The 22,730-nt window shown below is 60.0% G+C and carries 20 protein-coding genes; 18 read left to right on the top strand and 2 right to left on the bottom strand.

Annotation, left to right across the window (positions count from 1 at the left end; all coding sequences use genetic code 11):
* Positions 1-45: 45 nt before the first annotated feature.
* Positions 46-1,302 carry an NADP-dependent isocitrate dehydrogenase gene (gene icd / locus AC1Q6D_RS18705; RefSeq protein ID WP_047527687.1) on the bottom strand — a complete coding sequence of 419 codons (1,257 nt, stop codon included), beginning with the start codon at positions 1,300-1,302 and terminating at the stop codon, positions 46-48.
* A gap of 493 nt (positions 1,303-1,795) precedes the next feature.
* Between icd and AC1Q6D_RS18700 the strand changes: the two genes are divergently transcribed.
* The 9 genes from AC1Q6D_RS18700 to aceA all read left to right on the top strand — a co-directional run bounded on the left by AC1Q6D_RS18700 (position 1,796) and on the right by aceA (position 12,367).
* A complete protein-coding gene (locus tag AC1Q6D_RS18700) occupies positions 1,796-4,021 on the top strand; it encodes an NADP-dependent isocitrate dehydrogenase (RefSeq protein WP_103405063.1) in 2,226 nt (741 codons plus the stop codon).
* A gap of 142 nt (positions 4,022-4,163) precedes the next feature.
* On the top strand, positions 4,164-4,610 hold the full coding sequence (locus AC1Q6D_RS18695; RefSeq protein ID WP_103405062.1) for an NUDIX hydrolase: 447 nt from the start codon (positions 4,164-4,166) through the stop codon (positions 4,608-4,610).
* 59 nt (positions 4,611-4,669) lie between these two features.
* A complete protein-coding gene (gene mnmA / locus AC1Q6D_RS18690) occupies positions 4,670-5,815 on the top strand; it encodes a tRNA 2-thiouridine(34) synthase MnmA (protein WP_047527680.1) in 1,146 nt (381 codons plus the stop codon).
* Positions 5,812-6,435: a high frequency lysogenization protein HflD gene (gene hflD, locus AC1Q6D_RS18685; RefSeq protein WP_103405061.1), complete on the top strand. Its 624-nt coding sequence runs from the start codon at positions 5,812-5,814 to the stop codon at positions 6,433-6,435. The genes mnmA and hflD overlap by 4 nt, the downstream gene beginning before the upstream one ends.
* Before the next feature lie 127 nt (positions 6,436-6,562).
* Positions 6,563-7,933, top strand: coding sequence for an adenylosuccinate lyase (gene purB, locus AC1Q6D_RS18680; protein WP_103405060.1), 1,371 nt, complete (start codon positions 6,563-6,565; stop codon positions 7,931-7,933).
* A gap of 86 nt (positions 7,934-8,019) precedes the next feature.
* On the top strand, positions 8,020-9,189 hold the full coding sequence (locus AC1Q6D_RS18675) for a ribosomal protein uL16 3-hydroxylase (RefSeq protein ID WP_047527674.1): 1,170 nt from the start codon (positions 8,020-8,022) through the stop codon (positions 9,187-9,189).
* Positions 9,182-9,607 (top strand): GNAT family N-acetyltransferase, encoded by a 426-nt coding sequence (locus tag AC1Q6D_RS18670; protein ID WP_103405059.1) that lies wholly within the window; start codon positions 9,182-9,184, stop codon positions 9,605-9,607. Before AC1Q6D_RS18675 ends, AC1Q6D_RS18670 begins: the two co-directional genes overlap by 8 nt.
* A 169-nt stretch (positions 9,608-9,776) precedes the next feature.
* Entirely contained in the window at positions 9,777-10,538 is a 762-nt protein-coding gene (locus tag AC1Q6D_RS18665) for a secretin N-terminal domain-containing protein (protein WP_047527670.1), read from the top strand.
* Positions 10,539-11,041: 503 nt separating this feature from the next.
* Positions 11,042-12,367, top strand: a complete 1,326-nt coding sequence (aceA, locus tag AC1Q6D_RS18660; protein ID WP_103405058.1) for an isocitrate lyase — start codon at positions 11,042-11,044, stop codon at positions 12,365-12,367.
* Between the two features lie 105 nt (positions 12,368-12,472).
* Here the strand turns inward: aceA and AC1Q6D_RS18655 are convergent, their stop codons facing one another.
* A complete protein-coding gene (locus AC1Q6D_RS18655; protein WP_146041508.1) occupies positions 12,473-12,745 on the bottom strand; it encodes a hypothetical protein in 273 nt (90 codons plus the stop codon).
* 249 nt (positions 12,746-12,994) lie between these two features.
* On the opposite strand from AC1Q6D_RS18655, the gene AC1Q6D_RS18650 reads away from it, so the two are divergent.
* The 9 genes from AC1Q6D_RS18650 to nuoJ all read left to right on the top strand — a co-directional run bounded on the left by AC1Q6D_RS18650 (position 12,995) and on the right by nuoJ (position 22,730).
* A complete protein-coding gene (locus AC1Q6D_RS18650) occupies positions 12,995-13,408 on the top strand; it encodes an NADH-quinone oxidoreductase subunit A (RefSeq protein WP_003223812.1) in 414 nt (137 codons plus the stop codon).
* A 10-nt stretch (positions 13,409-13,418) separates the two neighbouring features.
* Positions 13,419-14,093 carry a NuoB/complex I 20 kDa subunit family protein gene (locus AC1Q6D_RS18645; protein ID WP_047527662.1) on the top strand — a complete coding sequence of 225 codons (675 nt, stop codon included), beginning with the start codon at positions 13,419-13,421 and terminating at the stop codon, positions 14,091-14,093.
* Positions 14,094-14,166: 73 nt separating this feature from the next.
* The gene (nuoC, locus tag AC1Q6D_RS18640) at positions 14,167-15,951 is read left to right on the top strand and encodes an NADH-quinone oxidoreductase subunit C/D (protein WP_047538433.1); all 1,785 of its coding nucleotides are present in this window, start codon (positions 14,167-14,169) and stop codon (positions 15,949-15,951) included.
* A gap of 2 nt (positions 15,952-15,953) precedes the next feature.
* The gene (nuoE, locus tag AC1Q6D_RS18635) at positions 15,954-16,451 is read left to right on the top strand and encodes an NADH-quinone oxidoreductase subunit NuoE (RefSeq protein WP_007970445.1); all 498 of its coding nucleotides are present in this window, start codon (positions 15,954-15,956) and stop codon (positions 16,449-16,451) included.
* Positions 16,448-17,803: an NADH-quinone oxidoreductase subunit NuoF gene (nuoF, locus tag AC1Q6D_RS18630; protein WP_103405057.1), complete on the top strand. Its 1,356-nt coding sequence runs from the start codon at positions 16,448-16,450 to the stop codon at positions 17,801-17,803. Before nuoE ends, nuoF begins: the two co-directional genes overlap by 4 nt.
* A 137-nt stretch (positions 17,804-17,940) precedes the next feature.
* Positions 17,941-20,655, top strand: a complete 2,715-nt coding sequence (gene nuoG, locus AC1Q6D_RS18625; protein ID WP_103405056.1) for an NADH-quinone oxidoreductase subunit NuoG — start codon at positions 17,941-17,943, stop codon at positions 20,653-20,655.
* Positions 20,652-21,659 (top strand): NADH-quinone oxidoreductase subunit NuoH, encoded by a 1,008-nt coding sequence (gene nuoH / locus AC1Q6D_RS18620; RefSeq protein ID WP_047527655.1) that lies wholly within the window; start codon positions 20,652-20,654, stop codon positions 21,657-21,659. The genes nuoG and nuoH overlap by 4 nt, the downstream gene beginning before the upstream one ends.
* A 12-nt stretch (positions 21,660-21,671) precedes the next feature.
* Positions 21,672-22,217 (top strand): NADH-quinone oxidoreductase subunit NuoI, encoded by a 546-nt coding sequence (nuoI, locus tag AC1Q6D_RS18615; RefSeq protein ID WP_178132024.1) that lies wholly within the window; start codon positions 21,672-21,674, stop codon positions 22,215-22,217.
* A 9-nt stretch (positions 22,218-22,226) separates the two neighbouring features.
* Positions 22,227-22,730 (top strand): NADH-quinone oxidoreductase subunit J, encoded by a 504-nt coding sequence (gene nuoJ, locus AC1Q6D_RS18610; protein ID WP_047527652.1) that lies wholly within the window; start codon positions 22,227-22,229, stop codon positions 22,728-22,730.

The raw sequence follows: 22,730 nt of genomic DNA, 5'->3' as shown, positions 1-22,730 counted from the left end.
CCGGATCAATTGAGCCGGGCGTATTTTTTTGCAGCCTGGATTCGCTTACATGTGCGAGATCAGGGCATCGCCGAACGCCGAAGACGAAAGCAGCGTGGCGCCGTCCATCAGGCGTTCGAAGTCGTAGGTCACGGTTTTGGCGGAAATCGCGCCGTTGGTGCCTTTGATGATCAGGTCAGCCGCTTCCGTCCAACCCATGTGGCGCAACATCATTTCAGCGGACAGAATCAACGAACCCGGGTTGACCTGGTCCTTGCCGGCGTACTTCGGCGCAGTACCGTGGGTGGCTTCGAACATCGCCACGGTGTCGGACAGGTTGGCGCCTGGCGCGATACCGATACCGCCCACTTCCGCCGCCAGGGCGTCGGAGAGGTAGTCGCCGTTCAGGTTCAGGGTCGCGATGACATCGTACTCGGCCGGGCGCAGCAGGATCTGCTGGAGCATGGCATCGGCGATGGCATCCTTGACGATGACGTTCTTGCCGGTTTTAGGGTTCTTGAACTGCATCCACGGGCCACCATCGAGCAGGGTCGCGCCGAACTCTTCGGCGGCCACCTCGTAGGCCCATTCCTTGAAGGCACCTTCGGTGAACTTCATGATGTTGCCTTTGTGCACGATGGTCAGCGAATCGCGGTCATTATCGACCACATATTGCAGCGCCTTGCGCGCCAGACGCTTGGTGCCCTGCAGGGACACCGGCTTGATGCCGATACCGCAGTTTTCGTCGAAACGGATCTTGGTAACGCCCATTTCTTCTTTAAGGAATTTGATGACTTTGGTGGCCTCGGCCGAACCGGCCTTCCACTCGATACCGGCATAGATGTCTTCGGAGTTCTCGCGAAAGATCGTCATGTCGACGTCGCCAGGCTTCTTGACCGGGCTCGGCACGCCTTCGAACCAGCGCACCGGACGCAGGCAGACATAGAGATCGAGTTGTTGACGCAGCGCCACGTTCAGCGAACGAATGCCACCACCGACCGGAGTAGTCAGCGGACCCTTGATGGAAACCACGTAGTCCTTGACCGCGTCCAGGGTTTCCTGGGGCAGCCAGGTGTCCTGATCGTAAACCTGAGTCGCTTTTTCCCCGGCGTACACTTCCATCCAGGAAATCTTGCGCTCGCCACCGTAAGCCTTCTTCACGGCAGCATCGACAACCTTGATCATGACGGGGCTGATATCAACCCCAATGCCGTCGCCTTCGATGAAGGGAATGATCGGGTTATTAGGAACATTGAGAGAATGGTCTGCATTGACGGTGATTTTGTCGCCGACGGCTGGAACCTGAATCTTCTTGTAACCCATGCTGAACTCCATTGATTGGATTGAACATCTGGCTTCATTCGAGCGTAACCCAGTTAAATCTGCGCGCAAACCCTATGTTCCATCCACGTGCCGCAAAGCTGCACAACTGGCGGCCTACAAGCCTGAAAGCAAAGGGAAAAGCGCCAAACTACAGCACGACGAATGACTCTACGCCCGACGCGCCCCTGCGACCTTTAGACCAATGGACGACAATCGTCGCGTATGAACCATCAACAGATTGCCAGCTACCTATGTATAATGCTGCCCGCTGACCACAGAGTCACGACGACTGAACTGCTCCATGATGAGCCTTTCCGCCGCATAAGCCGGTCTGTTACCGCAGCCCGCTTGCTTGTCGCTCTACTGATGCACCCAACATCACAGCAACGAAACCTCGATATTCGGCTCATGGATGACTTTGAACGAACGCGCTTACCCGGCGCCCTCGAGTTTCTGCGCACGCTTTAGCAAAGAAGAGAGAGTTAATCCGAATATGCCCACCCGCTCGAAGATCATCTATACCTTCACCGACGAAGCTCCCGCCCTCGCCACCTATTCACTGTTGCCTATCGTAGAGGCCTTCACCGCCTCGGCTGATATCGCCGTTGAAACCCGCGATATCTCTCTTGCAGGGCGTATCCTGGCCAGCTTCCCCGAGCAATTGGGCGACAAAGCCGTAGCCGACCACCTCGCCGAACTGGGCGCCCTGGCGATTACGCCTGAAGCGAACATCATCAAGCTGCCGAACATCAGCGCCTCGGTTCCGCAACTGCAGGCCGCGATCAAAGAGCTGCAGGCCCAGGGCTACGCTCTGCCGGACTACCCGGAAACCGTGACCACCGAAGCCGACAAAGAAGCCAAGGCCCGTTACGACAAGATCAAGGGCAGCGCCGTGAACCCGGTCCTGCGCGAAGGCAACTCCGACCGCCGCGCTCCGCTGTCAGTCAAGAACTATGCGCGCAAGCACCCGCACAAAATGGGTGTCTGGGCTGCTGACTCCAAATCCCATGTCGCGCACATGACCACCGGCGATTTCTACGGCAGCGAAAAAGCTGCCCTGATCGACGCCGCTGGCGCTGTGAAAATCGAACTGATCGCTCAAGACGGCACCACCACCGTCCTGAAAGAAAAAACCACCGTGCAAGCCGGTGAGATCATCGATTGCGCGGTCATGAGCAAAAACGCCCTGCGCAGCTTCATCGCTGCCGAGATCGAAGACGCCAAAGCCAAAGGCGTGCTGCTGTCGGTTCACCTGAAAGCGACCATGATGAAGGTTTCCGACCCGATCATGTTCGGCCAGATCGTTGCCGAGTTCTATAAAGACGCACTGGCCAAGCACGCTGACGTGCTGGCGCAGATCGGCTTTAACCTGAACAACGGCATCGGCGACCTGTACGCTCGCATCAAGGCCCTGCCCGCCGAGCAACAAGCCCAGATCGAAGCCGACATTCAAGCGGTCTACGCTGTTCGCCCATCGCTGGCGATGGTCAACTCCGACAAAGGCATCACCAACCTGCACGTGCCGAGCGACGTCATCGTCGACGCCTCGATGCCAGCCATGATCCGTGACTCCGGCAAAATGTGGGGCACCGACGGCCAGCTGCACGACACCAAGGCCGTGATTCCGGATCGCTGCTACGCCACCATCTACCAGGCAGTGATCGAAGACTGCAAGGCCAATGGCGCTTTCGATCCAACCACCATGGGCAGCGTGCCGAACGTTGGCCTGATGGCGCAAAAAGCCGAAGAGTACGGCTCCCACGACAAGACGTTCCAGATCAAGACCAACGGTGTTGTCCGTGTGACCGATGCCAAAGGCACCCTGCTGCTGGAACAACCGGTTGAAGCCGGCGATATCTTCCGCATGTGCCAGGCCAAAGACGCGCCGATCCAGGACTGGGTCAAACTGGCCGTCAACCGTGCCCGCGCAAGCAACACACCAGCGATCTTCTGGCTGGACCCAATGCGCGCTCACGACGGCGTAGTGATCGAGAAAGTTCAGGCTTACCTGAAGGATCACGACACGACCGGCCTGGACATCCAGATCATGGCGCCAGTCGACGCGATGAAGTACACCCTCAAGCGCACCCGCGAAGGCAAGGACACCATCTCGGTGACCGGCAACGTTTTGCGCGACTACCTGACCGACCTGTTCCCGATCATGGAACTGGGCACCAGCGCCAAGATGCTGTCGATCGTTCCGCTGATGAAGGGCGGCGGCCTGTTCGAAACCGGCGCTGGCGGTTCCGCACCGAAGCACGTTCAACAGCTGCTGGAAGAAAACTTCCTGCGCTGGGACTCGCTGGGTGAATTCCTGGCACTGGCTGCGTCCCTGGAACACCTGGGCGTGACCTACAACAATCCCAAGGCGCTGGTTCTGGCCAAGACCCTGGACCAGGCCACCGGCCAGTTCCTGGACAACAACAAGTCGCCATCGCGCAAAGTCGGCAACATCGACAACCGCGGCAGCCACTTCTACCTGGCGCTGTACTGGGCTCAAGCCCTGGCTGCCCAGACCGAAGACAAGGCCCTGCAAGCGCAGTTCGCGACCCTGGCCAAAACCCTGACCGAGAACGAAGCAACCATCGTTGCCGAGCTCAATGCCGTTCAGGGCAAACCAGTGGACATCGGCGGTTACTACCACGCCAATGCCGATCTGATCAGCAAGGCCATGCGTCCGAGCGCCACGTTCAACGCGGCGATTGCTGCGCTGGTTTAAGGCTGCAAGGAACATCACAAACCCCGGCCCCGTGCCGGGGTTTGTGTTTTTGGGATTTATGATCGACTCAAAACCCTGTGGGAGCTGGCTTGCCAGCTCCCACAGGGATAGTGTTTCAACTTTTGAAAATTGAGGGCATTTCATGGACTGGCAACCCCACATCACCGTCGCCACCATCGTCGAAGACAACGGCCACTTCCTGATGGTCGAGGAACTCAAGCACGGACGCGTGGTGCTCAACCAGCCCGCCGGCCACCTCGACCCGAACGAAACCCTGACCGAGGCCGCCGTGCGCGAAACCCTCGAGGAAACCGGCTGGGACGTCGAGCCGACCGGCGTGCTGGGCATTTATCTCTATACCGCACCCAGCAACGGCGTGACCTACCAACGGGTCTGCTTCATCGCCAAGCCGCTCAAACACCACCCGGACTACCAGCTGGACGACGGTATCGTCGGCGCCAAGTGGTTGACCCGCGACGAATTAATCGAGCAGAGGGACAGCTGGCGCAGCGAGCTGATTATCCGCTGTATCGACGACTATCGGGACGGCAAACACTTCGGTCTCGAATTGATCCGCCCTTCTCTTTAGCCTTGCGGGCTCCAGCCTGTTAGAATCGCGTCCTTTTTCAAGACACTCATTGAATCCCTATGCGTGATCCAGCCCCTTCTGACACACAAAAGAAGCGCGTCATTGTCGGCATGTCCGGCGGCGTGGACTCTTCCGTTTCCGCCCTCCTGCTGATCGAGCAGGGTTATGAGGTGGAAGGCCTGTTCATGAAGAACTGGGAAGAAGACGATGGAACGGAATACTGCACCGCCATGGATGATCTGGCGGATGCCCAGGCTGTGTGCGACAAGATTGGAATCAAGCTGCACACCGCCAACTTCGCCGCCGAGTACTGGGACAACGTCTTCGAGCACTTCCTGGCCGAATACAAGGCCGGCCGCACGCCGAACCCGGACATCCTGTGCAACCGCGAAATCAAGTTCAAGGCGTTCCTCGACTACGCCATGATGCTGGGCGCCGACCTGATCGCCACCGGCCACTACGTGCGCCGCCGTGACATCGACGGTCGCACCGAATTGCTCAAGGGCCTGGACGCGAACAAGGACCAGAGCTACTTCCTGCACGCCGTCGGCGGCGAACAGATCGCCAAGACCCTGTTCCCGGTCGGCGAGCTGGAAAAGCCGGAAGTACGCGCGATTGCCGAGAAATACGAACTGGCAACCGCGAAGAAGAAGGACTCCACCGGGATCTGCTTTATCGGCGAGCGTCGCTTCAGCGACTTCCTCAAGCAGTACCTGCCGGCACAACCGGGCGAGATCAAGACCACCGAAGGTGAAGTCATCGGCCGCCACCATGGCCTGATGTATCACACCATCGGCCAGCGCCAGGGCCTGGGCATCGGCGGCCTGAAAGACGCCAGCGACGAGCCGTGGTACGTGCTGATCAAAGACCTGGAACATAACGAGCTGATCGTCGGCCAGGGCAATGACCACCCGTGGTTGTTCTCCCGCGCCCTGCTCGCTTCGGACATCTACTGGGTCAATCCGATCGACCTGAGCGAGCCGCGCAGACTGACCGCCAAGGTCCGCTATCGCCAGAGCGACCAGCCCTGCACCCTGGAAAAAACCGCCACCGGTTACCGCGCCACGTTTGACGACCCGCAACGCGCGGTCACTCCGGGCCAGTCCGTGGTGTTCTATGACGGTGAAATCTGCCTGGGTGGCGGAGTGATCGAAGTGGCGGAGCCCTGGACCAGCAAGAGCACCGGCAAAGGGCAGCCCCAATGAGCCCGACCCAGGAGCAACTGACGGCTCTGGGCGGTGTGTTTCTCGCCGCCGTGCTGGTCGATAAAATTGCCAAGACCGGCCAGACCAACGAGGCCGGCCTGACCTGCATGCTGGGTAGCCTGCTGATCCGCGACCCCAAGGACACCCTGGAAGTCTACGGCGGCGACGATATCAATCTGCGCGAAGGCTATCGCGCCTTGATCGGCGCCCTGGAACGCGATCCGAGCACCCTGCAGCGCGAACCACTGCGCTACGCGCTGGCCATGCTCGGCCTTGAGCGCCAACTGGCCAAGCGCAGCGACATGCTGGACATCATCGGCAAACGCCTGCCCCAGATTCAGTCCCAGGTCGAACACTTCGGCCCGGCCCATGAAAACGTGATCGCCGCGTGTGGCGCGCTGTACCAGGACACCCTGAGCACCTTGCGCCAACGCATCCAGGTCCACGGCGACATGCGCAACCTGCAGCAACCGAGCAACGCGTCGAAAATTCGCGCGCTATTGCTGGCCGGCATTCGCTCGGCACGCCTGTGGCGGCAGTTGGGCGGCCATCGCTGGCAGTTGGTGATCAGCCGACGCAAATTGCTGAAAGAGCTTTATCCGTTGATGCGCGCCAGCTGAGGCGTATCCGCAACACCCCTTTGTAGTCAGTAACGCGTAATACGCTGGTCAGTTGGCAACGGACCGGCGGATTTTTTCATGTATGATACGCGCCCCATTTCGTTGCCCGACTGTCCGAGAACACCCCATGCAGCTCTCTTCGCTCACTGCGGTTTCCCCTGTTGACGGCCGCTACGCCGGCAAAACCCAGGCCCTGCGCCCAATTTTCAGCGAGTACGGCCTGATCCGTGCCCGCGTTCTGGTTGAAGTACGCTGGCTCCAGCGCCTGGCCGCTCACCCTGCCATCAGCGAAGTGCCGGCGTTCTCCGCCGAAGCCAACGCGGTGCTGAACACCCTGGCGGAAAACTTCTCTCTGGAGCACGCCGAGCGCGTCAAAGAGATCGAACGCACCACCAACCACGACGTAAAAGCCATCGAATACCTGCTCAAAGAGCAAGCGGCCAAGCTGCCGGAACTGGCCAAGGTCAGCGAGTTCATCCACTTTGCCTGCACCAGCGAGGACATCAACAACCTGTCCCACGCCCTGATGCTGCGCGAAGGCCGCGATGACGTGATGCTGCCGCTGATGCGCCAGACCGCCAACGCCATCCGCGAACTGGCCATCCGTTTCGCTGACGTGCCAATGCTGTCGCGCACCCACGGCCAACCGGCTTCGCCGACCACCCTGGGCAAAGAGCTGGCGAACGTGGTTTACCGCCTGGAGCGTCAAATCGCTCAAGTCGCTGCCGTTCCGCTGCTCGGCAAGATCAACGGCGCCGTCGGCAACTACAACGCACACCTGTCGGCCTACCCTGAGATCGACTGGGAAGCCAACGCCCGCGCCTTCATCGAAGACGAGCTGGGCCTGGGCTTCAACCCGTACACCACGCAAATCGAGCCGCACGACTACATCGCCGAGCTGTTCGATGCGATCGCCCGCTTCAACACCATCCTGATCGACTTCGACCGCGACATCTGGGGCTACATCTCCCTGGGCTACTTCAAGCAGCGCACCATCGCCGGCGAAATCGGTTCGTCGACCATGCCGCACAAGGTCAACCCGATCGACTTCGAAAACTCCGAAGGCAACCTGGGTATCGCCAACGCACTGTTCCAGCACCTGGCGAGCAAACTGCCAATCTCCCGCTGGCAGCGCGACCTGACCGACTCCACCGTTCTGCGTAATCTCGGCGTCGGCTTCGCCCACAGCGTGATCGCGTACGAAGCAAGCCTCAAAGGCATCAGCAAGCTGGAGCTCAACGAGCAGAAAATCGCCGCCGACCTGGACGCGTGCTGGGAAGTCCTGGCCGAGCCCATCCAGACCGTGATGCGTCGCTACAACATCGAAAACCCGTACGAGAAGCTGAAAGAATTGACCCGCGGCAAGGGCATCAGCCCTGAAGCGTTGCAGACTTTCATCGACGGCCTGGACATGCCAGCCGCCGCCAAGGCCGAACTGAAATTGCTCACCCCGGCAAACTACATCGGCAACGCTGCAGAGCAAGCCAGACGCATCTGATCGACCGCTTGACCCTTTTAAGACGCCCGGCCGCGCCGGGCGTTTTTATTCCCGTATGAAAAGTGCATTTTTTCAATAGGTTACACATGAATCCTGACATTCCTCTTCAACTTTTGGGCGGCATCACGGCACGGGAGTTCCTGCGCGACTACTGGCAGAAAAAGCCGCTGTTGATCCGTCAGGCCATCCCGGACTTCGAAAGCCCGCTCGATGCCGACGAATTGGCCGGCCTGGCGCTGGAAGAAGAAGTCGAATCGCGCCTGATCATCGAGCACGGCGAGCGCCCCTGGGAACTGCGCCGCGGCCCGTTTGCCGAGGACGAATTCAGCAAGCTGCCGGAACGCGAGTGGACCCTGCTGGTACAAGCCGTGGACCAGTTCGTTCCGGAAGTCGGCGAACTGCTGGAGCACTTTCGCTTCCTGCCGAGCTGGCGCATCGACGACGTAATGATCAGCTACGCGGCACCAGGTGGCAGCGTCGGCCCGCATTTCGACAACTACGACGTGTTCCTGCTGCAAGGCCACGGCAAGCGCAACTGGAAGATCGGCCAGATGTGCGACTCCGAAAGCCCGCTGCTGCAGCACGCGGACTTGCGCATCCTCGCCGAATTCGAAGCGACCGATGAATGGGTCCTGGAACCGGGTGACATGCTCTACCTGCCACCACGCCTGGCCCACTGCGGCGTCGCGGTCGATGACTGCCTGACTTACTCCGTCGGCTTCCGCGCACCGAGCGCTGCTGAAGTGCTGACCCACTTCACTGACTTCCTCAGCCAGTTCCTGCCTGACGAAGAGCGCTACACCGACGCCGACGCCCTGCCAGCGGTCGATCCGCACCAGATCCAGCACGACGCCCTCGACCGCCTGAAAGGCCTGCTGGCCGAACACATGAGCGACGAGCGCCTGCTGCTGACCTGGTTCGGCCAGTTCATGACCGAGCCACGCTATCCGGAATTGGTCGTCGGCCCGGAAGACGTCGAAGAGGAAGACGTCCTCAGCGCGCTCGAACAGGGCGCCGTACTGATCCGCAACCCAAGCGCGCGTCTGGCCTGGTCGGAAGTCGATGATGACTTGCTGCTGTTCGCCAGCGGCCAGAGCCGTTATCTGCCGGGCAAACTGCGCGAGCTGCTGAAGATGATCTGCGCCGCCGATGCGTTGCACAGCGACAACCTTGGTCAGTGGCTGAGCGATGAAGATGGCCGCAGCCTGCTGTGCGAGCTGGTCAAGCAAGGTAGCCTGGGGTTTGCCGATGAATAAGATTCACGTACGTGTCGCAGACTGGCAGAAGGACAACGCCGAGATCCGGCGCATTCGTGAGACGGTGTTCGTTGCCGAGCAATGCGTTCCACCTGAGCTTGAATGGGATGCCGACGACGCGACTGCCGTGCACTTCCTGGCATTCGAAGGCGACTTTCCAATCGGTACCGCCCGCCTGCTGCCTGACGGTCATGTTGGCCGGGTGTCGGTACTCAAGGATTGGCGCGGCCTGAAAGTCGGCGATGCGTTGATGCAAGAGGTCATCGGCGAAGCCGAAAAGCGCGGGCTAAAACAACAGATGCTCAGCGCCCAGGTCCAAGCCACGGCGTTCTATGAGCGCCTGGGCTTCAGCATGGTCAGTGAGGAGTTCCTGGAAGCAGGGATTCCGCATGTCGACATGGTTCGCCATTCAGCTTGAGACCTGTAGTGAGGGGGCTTGCTCCCTCACCACAAAAGCAACACGCAAACACCACAAAACGCCTCGCCATGTTCGGATGCCGGGGCGTTTTGCTGTCTACGATTCAACTTGCCCCATTGCGGGCCGACAAAGTGGCACTATCAAGCCTTTGATTGCGGAGATAACGGATATGTCCCTACGCACCCTGCTCACCACGCTGTTGGTGACCTGCAGTTTTTCGGTCATGGCAGCCACCGAAATCGTGCCATTGAACTACCACACCAGCGCCGATATGTTGCCGGTCGCACAGGATTTCATCGGCAAGGACGGCCAGGTCAGCGCTTACGGGAATCAGCTTATAGTCAACGCTGATCAGCGCAAGATCGACGAACTTAAAGCCCTTCTTTCCCAGCTCGACACGGCGCCAAAACGCCTGCTGATCACTGTCGATACCAGTGACAACAACACCCAGGGCGACCAGGGATATTCAGTGAACGGCGCCAAGCCCAACCAGACCCGCATCATCAGTTACAACACCGCCAGCCGTAATGGCGGCATTCAGCAAGTCCAGACCAGCGAAGGCACGCCAGCACTGATCCAGGTCGGCCAGAGCGTACCGCTCACCAGCAGCCAGACCGACTCCTACGGCGACCTGCGCAGCCAGACCGAATACCGCAACGTCACTCAGGGGTTCTATGTCACCGCCAGCGTCACCGGCGACATCGTTCACCTGTCGATCAGCACCAACCATGACCGCATGAGTCAGGAACGTCCCGATGTAGTGAACGTACAAAGTACCGACACAACTGTCACCGGGCACTTGGGCGAATGGATCCTGCTGGCTGGCGTAAACGGCCAGACACAGGCCGACAAACAGGGCCTTACCCGCAGCTACTCGACTCAAGGCCGGGATGACATGACGTTACGGGTGAAAGTCGACACTTTGGACTAAGTCACCGAAAACTGACTGACAAGTCGTATTAGACCAAAGATGTAGTGCTTAAAAAAAAGCACTACAAAGTGTTTGACGAGCTAAAAAACCGAAGGCATGATGGCCTCGCTCCCGCTAATCAGAGGCCCCGGCAAGGGCCTTCGAGTCGCCGCTTGCAACTTACCCCACGCAAGCCGATTCGTGTCTGTACCGCCCACAAGGTGTGTTTGACGAGGTTGTCGACTGGAACGAAGTTGTCCCGAGGGACGGAAGCGTAATTAGGTAACCCGGCACCACACTGATGTTCGCACCAAGGCCCACGACGCCCGAATGCGCCCGCAGTTCGCCCGTACCTGCTCACTTCCCCTCGAGCCCATCGTTCATCCCGTCGCCTCCCCCGCCGAATCCGACTTGACCGCTTAAGCTTCTGGTCAGCGAGCAGCCTCTTACGCCAATTTCAGGATGCGTACGTGGCAGGAGCAGGAATTTTCCACCCCAAGACCTATGCGACGAGGTTTATCTCCATGGCACTGACACGCGAACAGCAAATTGCAGCCCTCGAAAAAGACTGGGCTGAAAACCCGCGCTGGAAAGGCGTGACACGCACTTACTCCGCTGCTGACGTCGTCCGCCTGCGTGGCTCGGTTCAACCTGAGCACACTTTTGCAAAAATGGGCGCCGAAAAGCTGTGGAACCTGGTTACCCAAGGTGCCAAGCCAGCCTTCCGTCCTGAGAAAGATTTCGTCAACTGCATGGGCGCCCTGACCGGCGGCCAGGCTGTGCAACAAGTCAAGGCCGGCATCCAGGCGATCTACCTGTCGGGCTGGCAAGTAGCTGCGGACAACAACTCCGCCGAATCGATGTACCCGGACCAGTCGCTGTACCCGGTGGATTCGGTTCCAACCGTGGTCAAGCGCATCAACAACTCGTTCCGTCGTGCTGACCAGATCCAGTGGAAAGCCGGCAAGAACCCGGGCGACGAAGGCTACATCGACTACTTCGCGCCAATCGTGGCTGACGCTGAAGCCGGTTTCGGCGGCGTACTGAACGCTTACGAACTGATGAAGAGCATGATCGAAGCGGGCGCCGCCGGCGTTCACTTCGAAGACCAACTGGCCTCCGTCAAGAAGTGCGGCCACATGGGCGGCAAGGTACTGGTTCCAACCCAGGAAGCCGTACAGAAGCTGATCGCTGCTCGCCTGGCCGCTGACGTTGCCGGTACTCCGACCATCATCCTGGCTCGTACCGACGCTAACGCTGCTGACCTGCTGACTTCCGATTGCGATCCGTACGACCAGCCATTCGTTACTGGCGAACGTACTCAGGAAGGCTTCTACAAAGTGCGCGCTGGTCTCGACCAGGCCATCGCTCGCGGCCTGGCCTACGCGCCGTACGCCGACCTGATCTGGTGCGAAACCGCCAAGCCTGATCTGGAAGAAGCTCGTCGCTTCGCCGAAGCGATCAAGAAGGAATACCCGGACCAACTGCTGTCGTACAACTGCTCGCCTTCCTTCAACTGGAAGAAAAACCTGGACGACGCGACCATCGCCAAGTTCCAGCGCGAACTGTCCGCCATGGGCTACAAGCACCAATTCATCACCCTGGCCGGCATTCACAACATGTGGCACAGCATGTTCAACCTGGCGCACGACTACGCCCGCAACGACATGACTGCCTACGTGAAACTGCAGGAGCAGGAATTCGCCGACGCCGCCAAGGGTTACACCTTCGTGGCTCACCAGCAGGAAGTGGGCACCGGCTACTTCGACGACATGACCACCGTGATCCAGGGTGGCTCGTCTTCGGTAACCGCGCTGACCGGCTCGACCGAAGAAGAACAGTTCCACTGATCTGCTTCACCTGAAATACCAGCCGCTGCGGACCGCATAGAAAGCAAACCGCAGCGCTGCACATCTGACGCCCCGACTGGTTCGGGGCGTTTTTTTGCCTGCGTTTCAATGAACGCCCTGCTCGCGATGACCCTGAGGGCGCCGCGGGGTGTCAGCCCCCCCAGCGTCATCGCTGACCACCATCGCGAGCAAGCTCGCTCCTACAGGGGCTGGTGGCGATCTGGAAAAATACTGATCCAGAGCGGCATCAACATCGGAAAAATCCGCTAAAAAGATCACCGCCACTACTTCAAGTAACGTACATATAAGACAACTTAACGAACACTGACCCGTTAAACAGATTAAAAACCAGCTCAAATAATATTGATTATCATTCATGCAAAGCTTTGTTCGTTACACTCCCTACAAAACATAATTGACGAAATGCCATCTAATGCCCGTAACGCAAGGGCTACAGCGCTTTTGCCGCTCGCCATGTCCTTATTCCTATAAATAATTTCGCTATAGGAATTTTACTTGCTGGGTGTTTAGCCATAAAATCAGCGGGATTGATTGCTGCGACATATCGTCACTGCGTTGTTTCTTTTCAAGCTCAGAGACCTTTGCTCTCTGTTAAGGATTACCAGCATGCCCGAAGCGACAGGACTCATGGCCCACAACTGGGGCTTTGCCATTTTCCTTCTGGGCGTAGTCGGCCTCTGTGCCTTCATGCTCGGCGTCTCCAGCCTCCTCGGGTCAAAAGCCTGGGGCCGCAGCAAAAACGAACCGTTCGAGTCCGGCATGCTACCTACAGGTGGCGCCCGCTTGCGGCTCTCTGCCAAATTCTATCTGGTCGCGATGCTCTTCGTGATCTTCGATATCGAAGCCCTCTTTCTCTTTGCATGGTCTGTGTCCGTCCGCGAAAGCGGCTGGACCGGATTCGTCGAAGCTCTCGTTTTCATAGCAATTCTGTTGGCAGGTCTTGTCTACCTATTCCGAGTGGGCGCCCTTGACTGGGCTCCGGAAGCTCGGCGCAAGCGGCAAGCGAAGCTGAAACAATGAGGCTTTGGCAATGCAATACAATCTCACCAGGATCGACCCCGATGCTCCTAACGAGCAGTATCCGATTGGCGAACGGGAAACCGTTTCCGATCCGTTAGAAGATCAAGTCCACAAAAACATTTTCATGGGCAAGCTCGAAGACGTGCTTAACGGCACGATCAACTGGGGGCGCAAGAACTCCCTGTGGCCGTATAACTTCGGCCTTTCGTGCTGCTATGTGGAAATGACCACCGCCTTCACGGCGCCCCACGACATCGCGCGCTTTGGCGCCGAGGTTATCCGGGCATCACCGCGTCAGGCGGATTTCATGGTTATCGCCGGTACCTGCTTCATCAAGATGGCGCCGATCATTCAGCGTCTGTACGAGCAAATGCTCGAACCTAAATGGGTCATCTCCATGGGTTCGTGCGCCAACTCCGGTGGCATGTACGACATCTACTCTGTCGTTCAAGGGGTGGACAAGTTCCTGCCCGTGGACGTCTACGTGCCTGGCTGCCCGCCCCGCCCTGAAGCTTTCCTGCAAGGCTTGATGCTGTTGCAGGAGTCGATTGGCCAGGAGCGTCGCCCTCTTTCCTGGGTCGTTGGCGATCAAGGCGTTTACCGCGCCGAGATGCCTTCCGAGAAGGAAAAGCGCCGCGAACAGCGTATTCAGGTAACCAACCTGCGCAGCCCCGACGAAGTCTGATCCAGATCTGCTGTTTCAAAGAAACGAGAAGCTGGCTTCATTCTTTACGTTGACCGAAAGCGATAAAAAAATCATGACTACAGGCAGTGCTCTGTACATCCCGCCTTATAAGGCAGACGACCAGGATGTGGTCGTCGAACTGAACAACCGTTTTGGCCCCGAGGCGTTCACCGCCCAGCCTACGCGCACCGGCATGCCGGTGCTTTGGGTTGCCCGTGCCAAACTCGTCGAAGTCCTGACTTTCCTGCGCAACCTGCCCAAGCCGTACGTCATGCTCTATGACCTGCACGGCGTGGACGAGCGTCTGCGCACCAAGCGTCAAGGGCTGCCGAGCGGCGCCGACTTCTCTGTGTTCTATCACTTGATGTCGATCGAACGTAACAGCGACGTCATGATCAAGGTTGCCCTCTCCGAGAGCGACCTCAGCCTGCCGACCGTCACCAGCATCTGGCCGAACGCCAACTGGTACGAGCGTGAAGTCTGGGACATGTACGGCATCGACTTCAAAGGCCACCCTCACCTGTCGCGCATCATGATGCCGCCGACCTGGGAAGGTCACCCGCTGCGCAAGGACTTCCCTGCGCGCGCCACCGAATTCGATCCGTACAGCCTGACCCTGGCCAAGCAACAGCTTGAGGAAGAAGCCGCGCGCTTCAAGCCTGAAGACTGGGGCATGAAGCGTTCCGGCCCGAACGAGGACTACATGTTCCTCAACCTCGGCCCGAACCACCCTTCGGCGCACGGTGCGTTCCGCATCATCCTGCAGCTGGACGGCGAAGAGATCGTCGACTGCGTACCGGACATCGGTTACCACCACCGTGGCGCCGAGAAGATGGCCGAGCGTCAGTCCTGGCACAGCTTCATTCCGTACACCGACCGTATCGACTACCTCGGCGGCGTGATGAACAACCTGCCGTACGTGCTCTCGGTCGAGAAGCTGGCCGGCATCAAGGTACCCGAGAAGGTCGACGTCATCCGCATCATGATGGCCGAGTTCTTCCGGATCACCAGCCACCTGCTGTTCCTGGGTACCTACATCCAGGACGTCGGCGCCATGACCCCGGTGTTCTTCACCTTCACCGACCGCCAGAAGGCGTACACGGTGATCGAAGCCATTACCGGTTTCCGTCTGCACCCGGCCTGGTACCGCATCGGTGGCGTCGCCCACGACCTGCCACGCGGCTGGGAAAAGCTGGTGAAGGATTTCGTCGAGTGGATGCCAAAGCGTCTGGACGAATACCAGAAAGCCGCCCTCGACAACAGCATCCTGCGTGGCCGTACCATCGGCGTCGCGGCCTACAACACCAAGGAAGCCCTGGAATGGGGTGTCACCGGTGCCGGCCTGCGTTCGACCGGTTGCGACTTCGACCTGCGCAAGGCGCGTCCTTACTCGGGCTACGAGAACTTCGAATTCGAAGTGCCGCTGGCCGCCAACGGCGATGCCTATGACCGCTGCATCGTGCGCGTCGAGGAGATGCGCCAGAGCATCAAGATCATCGAGCAGTGCATGCGCAACATGCCGGAAGGCCCGTACAAGGCGGATCACCCGCTGACCACGCCGCCACCCAAAGAGCGCACCCTGCAGCACATCGAGACCTTGATCACGCACTTCCTGCAAGTTTCGTGGGGCCCGGTGATGCCGGCCAACGAATCCTTCCAGATGATCGAAGCGACCAAGGGCATCAACAGTTATTACCTGACGAGCGATGGCGGCACCATGAGCTACCGCACCCGGATTCGCACCCCAAGCTTCCCGCACCTGCAGCAGATCCCTTCGGTGATCAAAGGCAGCATGGTCGCGGACTTGATCGCGTACCTGGGTAGTATCGATTTCGTTATGGCCGACGTGGACCGCTAAGCATGAACAGCACGCTTATCCAGACAGACCGTTTCGCCCTGAGCGAAACCGAGCGCTCGGCCATCGAGCACGAGCTGCATCACTACGAAGACCCGCGCGCGGCGTCGATCGAAGCCCTGAAGATCGTCCAGAAGGAACGTGGCTGGGTGCCAGATGGCGCCCTGTACGCCATCGGCGAGATCCTCGGCATTCCGGCCAGCGACGTTGAAGGCGTGGCGACGTTCTACAGCCAGATCTTCCGTCAACCGGTTGGCCGCCACATCATTCGCGTCTGCGACAGCATGGTCTGCTACATCGGCGGCCACGAGTCCGTGGTCAGCGAAATCCAGAGCAAGCTCGGCATCGGCCTGGGTCAGACCACCGCCGATGGTCGTTTCACCCTGCTGCCGGTCTGCTGCCTCGGCAACTGCGACAAGGCACCGGCGTTGATGATCGACGACGACACATTCGGTGATGTGCAGCCAGCAGGCGTCGCCAAATTGCTCGAGGGCTACGTATGACCCTGACTTCCTTCGGCCCGGCCAACCGCATCAAGCGTTCGGCCGAGACTCACCCGCTCACCTGGCGTCTGCGTGACGACGGCGAAGCCGTCTGGCTCGACGAGTACCAGGCCAAGAACGGTTACGCCGCTGCCCGCAAGGCCTTCGCCGACATGGCCCAGGACGACATCGTCCAGACCGTGAAGGACGCCGGCCTCAAGGGTCGTGGCGGTGCAGGCTTCCCCACTGGCGTGAAGTGGGGCCTGATGCCCAAAGACGAATCCATCAACATCCGCTACCTGCTGTGCAACGCGGACGAGATGGAGCCGAACACCTGGAAAGACCGCATGCTGATGGAGCAACTGCCCCATCTGCTGATCGAAGGCATGCTGATCAGTGCCCGCGCACTGAAAACCTACCGTGGCTACATCTTCCTGCGTGGCGAATACACCACCGCCGCCAAGCACCTCAACCGTGCCGTGGAAGAAGCCAAGGCCGCGGGCCTGCTGGGTAAAAACATTCTGGGCAGCGGCTTCGATTTCGAGCTGTTCGTCCACACCGGCGCCGGGCGTTACATCTGCGGTGAAGAAACCGCACTGATCAACTCCCTCGAAGGCCGCCGCGCCAACCCGCGCTCCAAGCCGCCCTTCCCGGCCGCCGTTGGCGTGTGGGGCAAACCGACCTGCGTGAACAACGTCGAGACCCTGTGCAACGTACCGGCGATCATTGCCGACGGCGTGGACTGGTACAAATCGCTGGCCCGCGAAGGCAGCGAAGACATGGGCACCAAGCTCATGGGCTTCTCCGGCAAGGTCAAAAACCCTGGCCTGTGGGAACTGCCATTCGGCGTGACCGCGCGCGAGCTGTTCGAAGACTACGCCGGCGGCATGCGCGACGGTTACAAACTCAAGGCCTGGCAGCCGGGCGGCGCCGGTACCGGCTTCCTGTTGCCGGAGCACCTGGATGCACAAATGTACGCCGGCGGCATCGCCAAGGTGGGCACCCGTATGGGTACCGGCCTGGCCATGGCGGTCGACGACAGCGTCAACATGGTGTCCCTGCTGCGCAACATGGAGCAGTTCTTCGCTCGCGAATCCTGTGGTTTCTGCACCCCTTGCCGCGATGGCCTGCCATGGAGCGTCAAGCTATTGATGGCTATCGAGAAAGGTCAGGGTCAGCCAGGCGACATCGAGACCCTGCTGGGTCTGGTCGGTTTCCTCGGCCCAGGCAAGACCTTCTGTGCTCACGCACCGGGCGCCGTGGAGCCGTTGGGCAGCGCAATCAAATACTTCCGTCCAGAGTTCGAAGCCGGCATCGCGCCCACCAGCGCCGCCGTCCCGCCTCTGGCAAGGCCGATCGTAGTCGGCGCGTAAATGCTTAAAAAGGCGAAGGGTCCGTGCCCTTCGTCTTTCGTTCGATGACGCCTTTCAAGGGCTGTTTGGATTCGGACGAACAACAAGATTCCATTAGCCACGCCCGCTGACACCGGGCCAACGAAGAACTTTGAACCATGGCCACTATCCACGTAGACGGCAAAGAGCTCGAAGTCGATGGGGCAGACAACCTGTTACAGGCATGTCTGTCGCTAGGCCTCGATATCCCTTATTTCTGCTGGCACCCTGCCCTGGGCAGCGTTGGCGCTTGCCGCCAGTGCGCGGTCAAGCAGTACACCGACGAGAACGACACCCGTGGTCGCATCGTCATGTCCTGCATGACCCCTGCCACCGACAACACCTGGATCTCCATCGAAGATGAAGAATCCAAGGCCTTCCGCGCCAGTGTTGTCGAATGGCTGATGACCAACCACCCTCACGACTGCCCGGTCTGTGAAGAAGGCGGTCACTGCCACCTGCAAGACATGACGGTAATGACCGGCCACAACGAGCGCCGTTACCGCTTCACCAAGCGTACCCACCAGAACCAGCAACTGGGCCCGTTCATTTCCCACGAAATGAACCGCTGCATCGCTTGCTATCGCTGTGTGCGCTTCTACAAGGACTACGCCGGCGGCACCGACCTCGGTGTATTCGGCGCCCACGACAACGTGTACTTCGGTCGCGTTGAAGACGGCACCCTGGAAAGCGAGTTCTCCGGCAACCTCACCGAGGTCTGCCCGACCGGTGTGTTCACCGACAAGACTCACTCCGAGCGCTACAACCGCAAGTGGGACATGCAGTTCTCGCCGAGCATCTGCCATGGCTGCTCCAGCGGTTGCAACATCTCCCCGGGCGAACGCTACGGTGAGCTGCGTCGTATCGAAAACCGTTTCAACGGCTCGGTAAACCAGTACTTCCTGTGCGACCGTGGCCGTTTCGGCTATGGCTACGTCAACCGCGAGGACCGTCCGCGTCAGCCACTGCTGGCCAACGGCACCAAACTGGGCCTCGACGAAGCCCTGGATAAAGCCGCCGACCTGCTGCGCGGCCGCAACATCGTCGGTATCGGTTCGCCCCGCGCCAGCCTCGAAAGCAACTACGCGTTGCGCGAACTGGTCGGTGCCGAGCACTTCTACTCCGGTATCGAAGCCTCCGAACTGGAGCGCATCCGCCTGGTCCTGCAAGTGCTGAAAGACAGCCCGCTGCCGGTACCGAACATGCGCGACATCGAAGACCACGACGCCGTGTTCGTCCTCGGTGAAGACCTGACCCAGACCGCTGCACGCATGGCCCTGGCCCTGCGCCAATCGGTCAAGGGCAAGGCCGAAGACATGGCCGAAGCCATGCGCGTACAGCCTTGGCTCGACGCCGCGGTGAAGAACATCGGTCAGCACGCGCTGAACCCGCTGTTCATCGCCAGCCTGGCTGAAACCAAGCTCGACGACGTGGCCGAAGAGTGCGTTCACGCCGCGCCGGACGACCTGGCTCGCATCGGTTTCGCCGTGGCTCACGCCCTCGACGCCAGCGCGCCTGCCGTTGAAGGCCTGGACGCCGAAGCCCTTGAGCTGGCCAAGCGTATCGCCGACGCCCTGCTCGCCGCCAAGCGCCCACTGATCATCGCCGGTACTTCCCTGGGCTCCAAAGCCTTGATCGAAGCCGCCGCGAACATCGCCAAGGCCCTGAAACTGCGCGAGAAGAACGGTTCCATCAGCCTGATCGTGCCAGAGGCCAACAGCCTCGGCCTGGCCATGCTCGGTGGCGAATCGGTCGATGCAGCCCTGCAAGCGGTGATCGACGGCAAGGCCGACGCCATCGTCGTGCTGGAAAACGATCTGTACACCCGTACCGACAAAGCCAAGGTCGATGCCGCCCTGACCGCCGCGAAAGTGGTGATCGTGGCGGACCATCAGAAGACCGCCACCAGTGATCGTGCGCACCTGATCCTGCCGGCTGCGAGCTTCGCTGAAGGCGACGGTACCCTGGTCAGCCAGGAAGGCCGTGCCCAGCGCTTCTTCCAGGTTTTCGACCCGCAATACATGGACGCCAGCATCCTGGTTCACGAAGGCTGGCGCTGGCTGCATGCCCTGCGTTCGACCCTGCTGAACCAGCCAATCGACTGGACGCAGCTGGACCACGTCACCGCTGCGGTCGCCTCGAGCACCCCGCAACTGGCGGCCATCGTCGACGCGGCACCGTCCGCCGCGTTCCGCATCAAAGGCCTGAAACTGGCGCGCGAACCGCTGCGTTACTCCGGTCGTACCGCCATGCGCGCCGACATCAGCGTGCACGAGCCCCGTACACCGCAGGACAAAGACACCGCGTTCGCCTTCTCGATGGAAGGTTACTCGGGCTCGGTCGAACCTCGTCAGCAAGTGCCATTCGCCTGGTCTCCGGGCTGGAACTCACCGCAAGCCTGGAACAAGTTCCAGGATGAAGTCGGTGGTCACATCCGCGCTGGCGACCCGGGCACCCGCCTGATCGAAAGCACCGGTGATTCGCTGAAGTGGTTCGCCAACGTTCCGCGCGCGTTCAACCCGGCCCAGGGCACCTGGCAGGTTGTGCCGTTCTTCCACCTGTTCGGCAGCGAAGAAACCTCTTCGAAAGCCGCGCCGGTTCAGGAACGCATCCCGGCGGCCTACGTCGCCCTGGCCAAGTCCGAAGCCGACCGCCTGGGTGTCAACGACGGCGCACTGCTGAGCCTGAACGTGGCTGGCCAGACCCTGCGTCTGCCACTGCGCATCAATGAAGAACTGGGCGCCGGCATGGTGGCATTGCCCGCGGGCATCGCCGGCATTCCGCCAGCGATCTTTGGCAAATCCGTTGACGGTCTGCAGGAGGCAGCTCAATGACCTTGTTCACTCCTGAAGTGATCGACATCATCATCGCGGTCCTCAAGGCCGTGGTGATTCTGCTGGCCGTGGTGGTCTGCGGTGCACTGCTGAGCTGGGTCGAGCGTCGTTTGCTCGCCCTCTGGCAGGATCGTTACGGTCCGAACCGCGTGGGTCCGTTCGGTGCGTTCCAGATCGCCGCCGACATGATCAAGATGTTCTTCAAGGAAGACTGGACGCCACCGTTCGCCGACAAGATGATCTTCACCCTGGCACCGGTCGTGGCCATGAGCGCCCTGCTGATTGCCTTCGCGATCATCCCGATCACCCCGACCTGGGGCGTGGCGGACCTGAACATCGGCATCCTGTTCTTCTTCGCCATGGCCGGTCTGTCGGTCTACGCGGTGCTGTTCGCCGGCTGGTCGAGCAACAACAAGTTCGCCCTGCTGGGCAGCTTGCGGGCTTCGGCGCAAACCGTGTCGTACGAAGTGTTCATGGGCCTGTCACTGATGGGCATCGTGATTCAGGTCGGCTCGTTCAACATGCGCGACATCGTTGACTACCAGGCCCAGCACCTGTGGTTCATCATTCCGCAGATCTTCGGTTTCCTGACCTTCTTCATCGCTGGCGTGGCCGTGACTCACCGTCACCCGTTCGACCAGCCGGAAGCGGAACAGGAACTGGCCGACGGTTACCACATTGAATACGCCGGCATGAAATGGGGCATGTTCTTCGTCGGCGAGTACATCGGCATCGTGCTGATCTCGGCGCTGCTGGTGACCTTGTTCTTCGGTGGCTGGCACGGTCCGTTCGGCATCCTGCCGCAGATCCCGTTCATCTGGTTCGCACTGAAAACCGCGTTCTTCATCATGATGTTCATCCTGTTGCGCGCGTCGATTCCGCGCCCACGCTATGACCAAGTGATGGATTTCAGCTGGAAGTTCTGCCTGCCGCTGACCCTCGTCAACATGCTGGTGACCGCTGCGATCGTGTTGCTCAACACGCCCGCCGTCGCGGCTCAGTGAGGATAGAGAATCATGAAGTACATATTTGACATCGTGCATGGCCTCTACACCCAGCTTCGCAGCCTGGTGATGATTTTCGGCCACGCCTTCCGCAAGCGCGACACGCTGCAGTACCCGGAAGAACCGGTCTACCTGCCACCGCGCTACCGTGGGCGTATCGTCCTGACCCGCGACCCCGACGGCGAAGAGCGTTGTGTAGCGTGCAACCTGTGCGCCGTGGCTTGCCCGGTCGGTTGCATTTCGCTGCAGAAAGCTGAAACCGAAGACGGTCGCTGGTACCCGGACTTCTTCCGCATCAACTTCTCGCGCTGCATTTTCTGCGGCCTCTGCGAGGAAGCCTGCCCGACCACCGCGATCCAGCTCACGCCGGATTTCGAAATGGCCGAGTTCAAACGTCAGGACCTGGTTTACGAGAAAGAAGATCTGCTGATCTCCGGCCCCGGCAAAAACCCTGATTACAACTTCTATCGTGTTGCAGGTATGGCGATTGCCGGTAAGCCAAAAGGCTCCGCGCAGAATGAAGCCGAACCGATCAACGTGAAGAGCTTGCTGCCTTAAGGAAGAAAGATGGAATTCGCTTTCTATTTCGCATCGGGTATCGCTGTGGTGTCCACGCTTCGCGTGGTCACCAACACCAACCCTGTGCACGCCCTACTCTACCTGATCATTTCGCTGATCTCCGTGGCGATGACGTTCTTCGCCCTCGGCGCGCCGTTTGCCGGTGTGCTGGAAGTGATCGCCTACGCTGGCGCCATCATGGTGCTGTTCGTGTTCGTGGTGATGATGCTGAACCTGGGCCCGGCCTCGGTTCAGCAAGAGCGCGTCTGGCTCAAGCCCGGCATATGGGGCGGCCCGGTCGCCCTCGCCGCCTTGCTGCTGGTGGAACTGCTGTATGTGCTGTTCTCCCACCAGAGCGGTCAGGCCATCGGCCACACCACCGTGGACGCCAAGGCCGTGGGCATCAGCCTGTTCGGTCCTTATCTGCTGGTGGTCGAACTCGCCTCGATGCTGCTGCTCGCCGCAGCCGTCACGGCGTTCCACTTGGGCCGCAACGAAGCCAAGGAGCAATGA

The sequence above is a fragment of the Pseudomonas sp. MT92 genome (assembly GCF_058792515.1).
The sequence above is the reverse complement of the archived record's forward strand: the minus strand, read 5'-3'. Positions and strand labels throughout refer to the sequence as shown.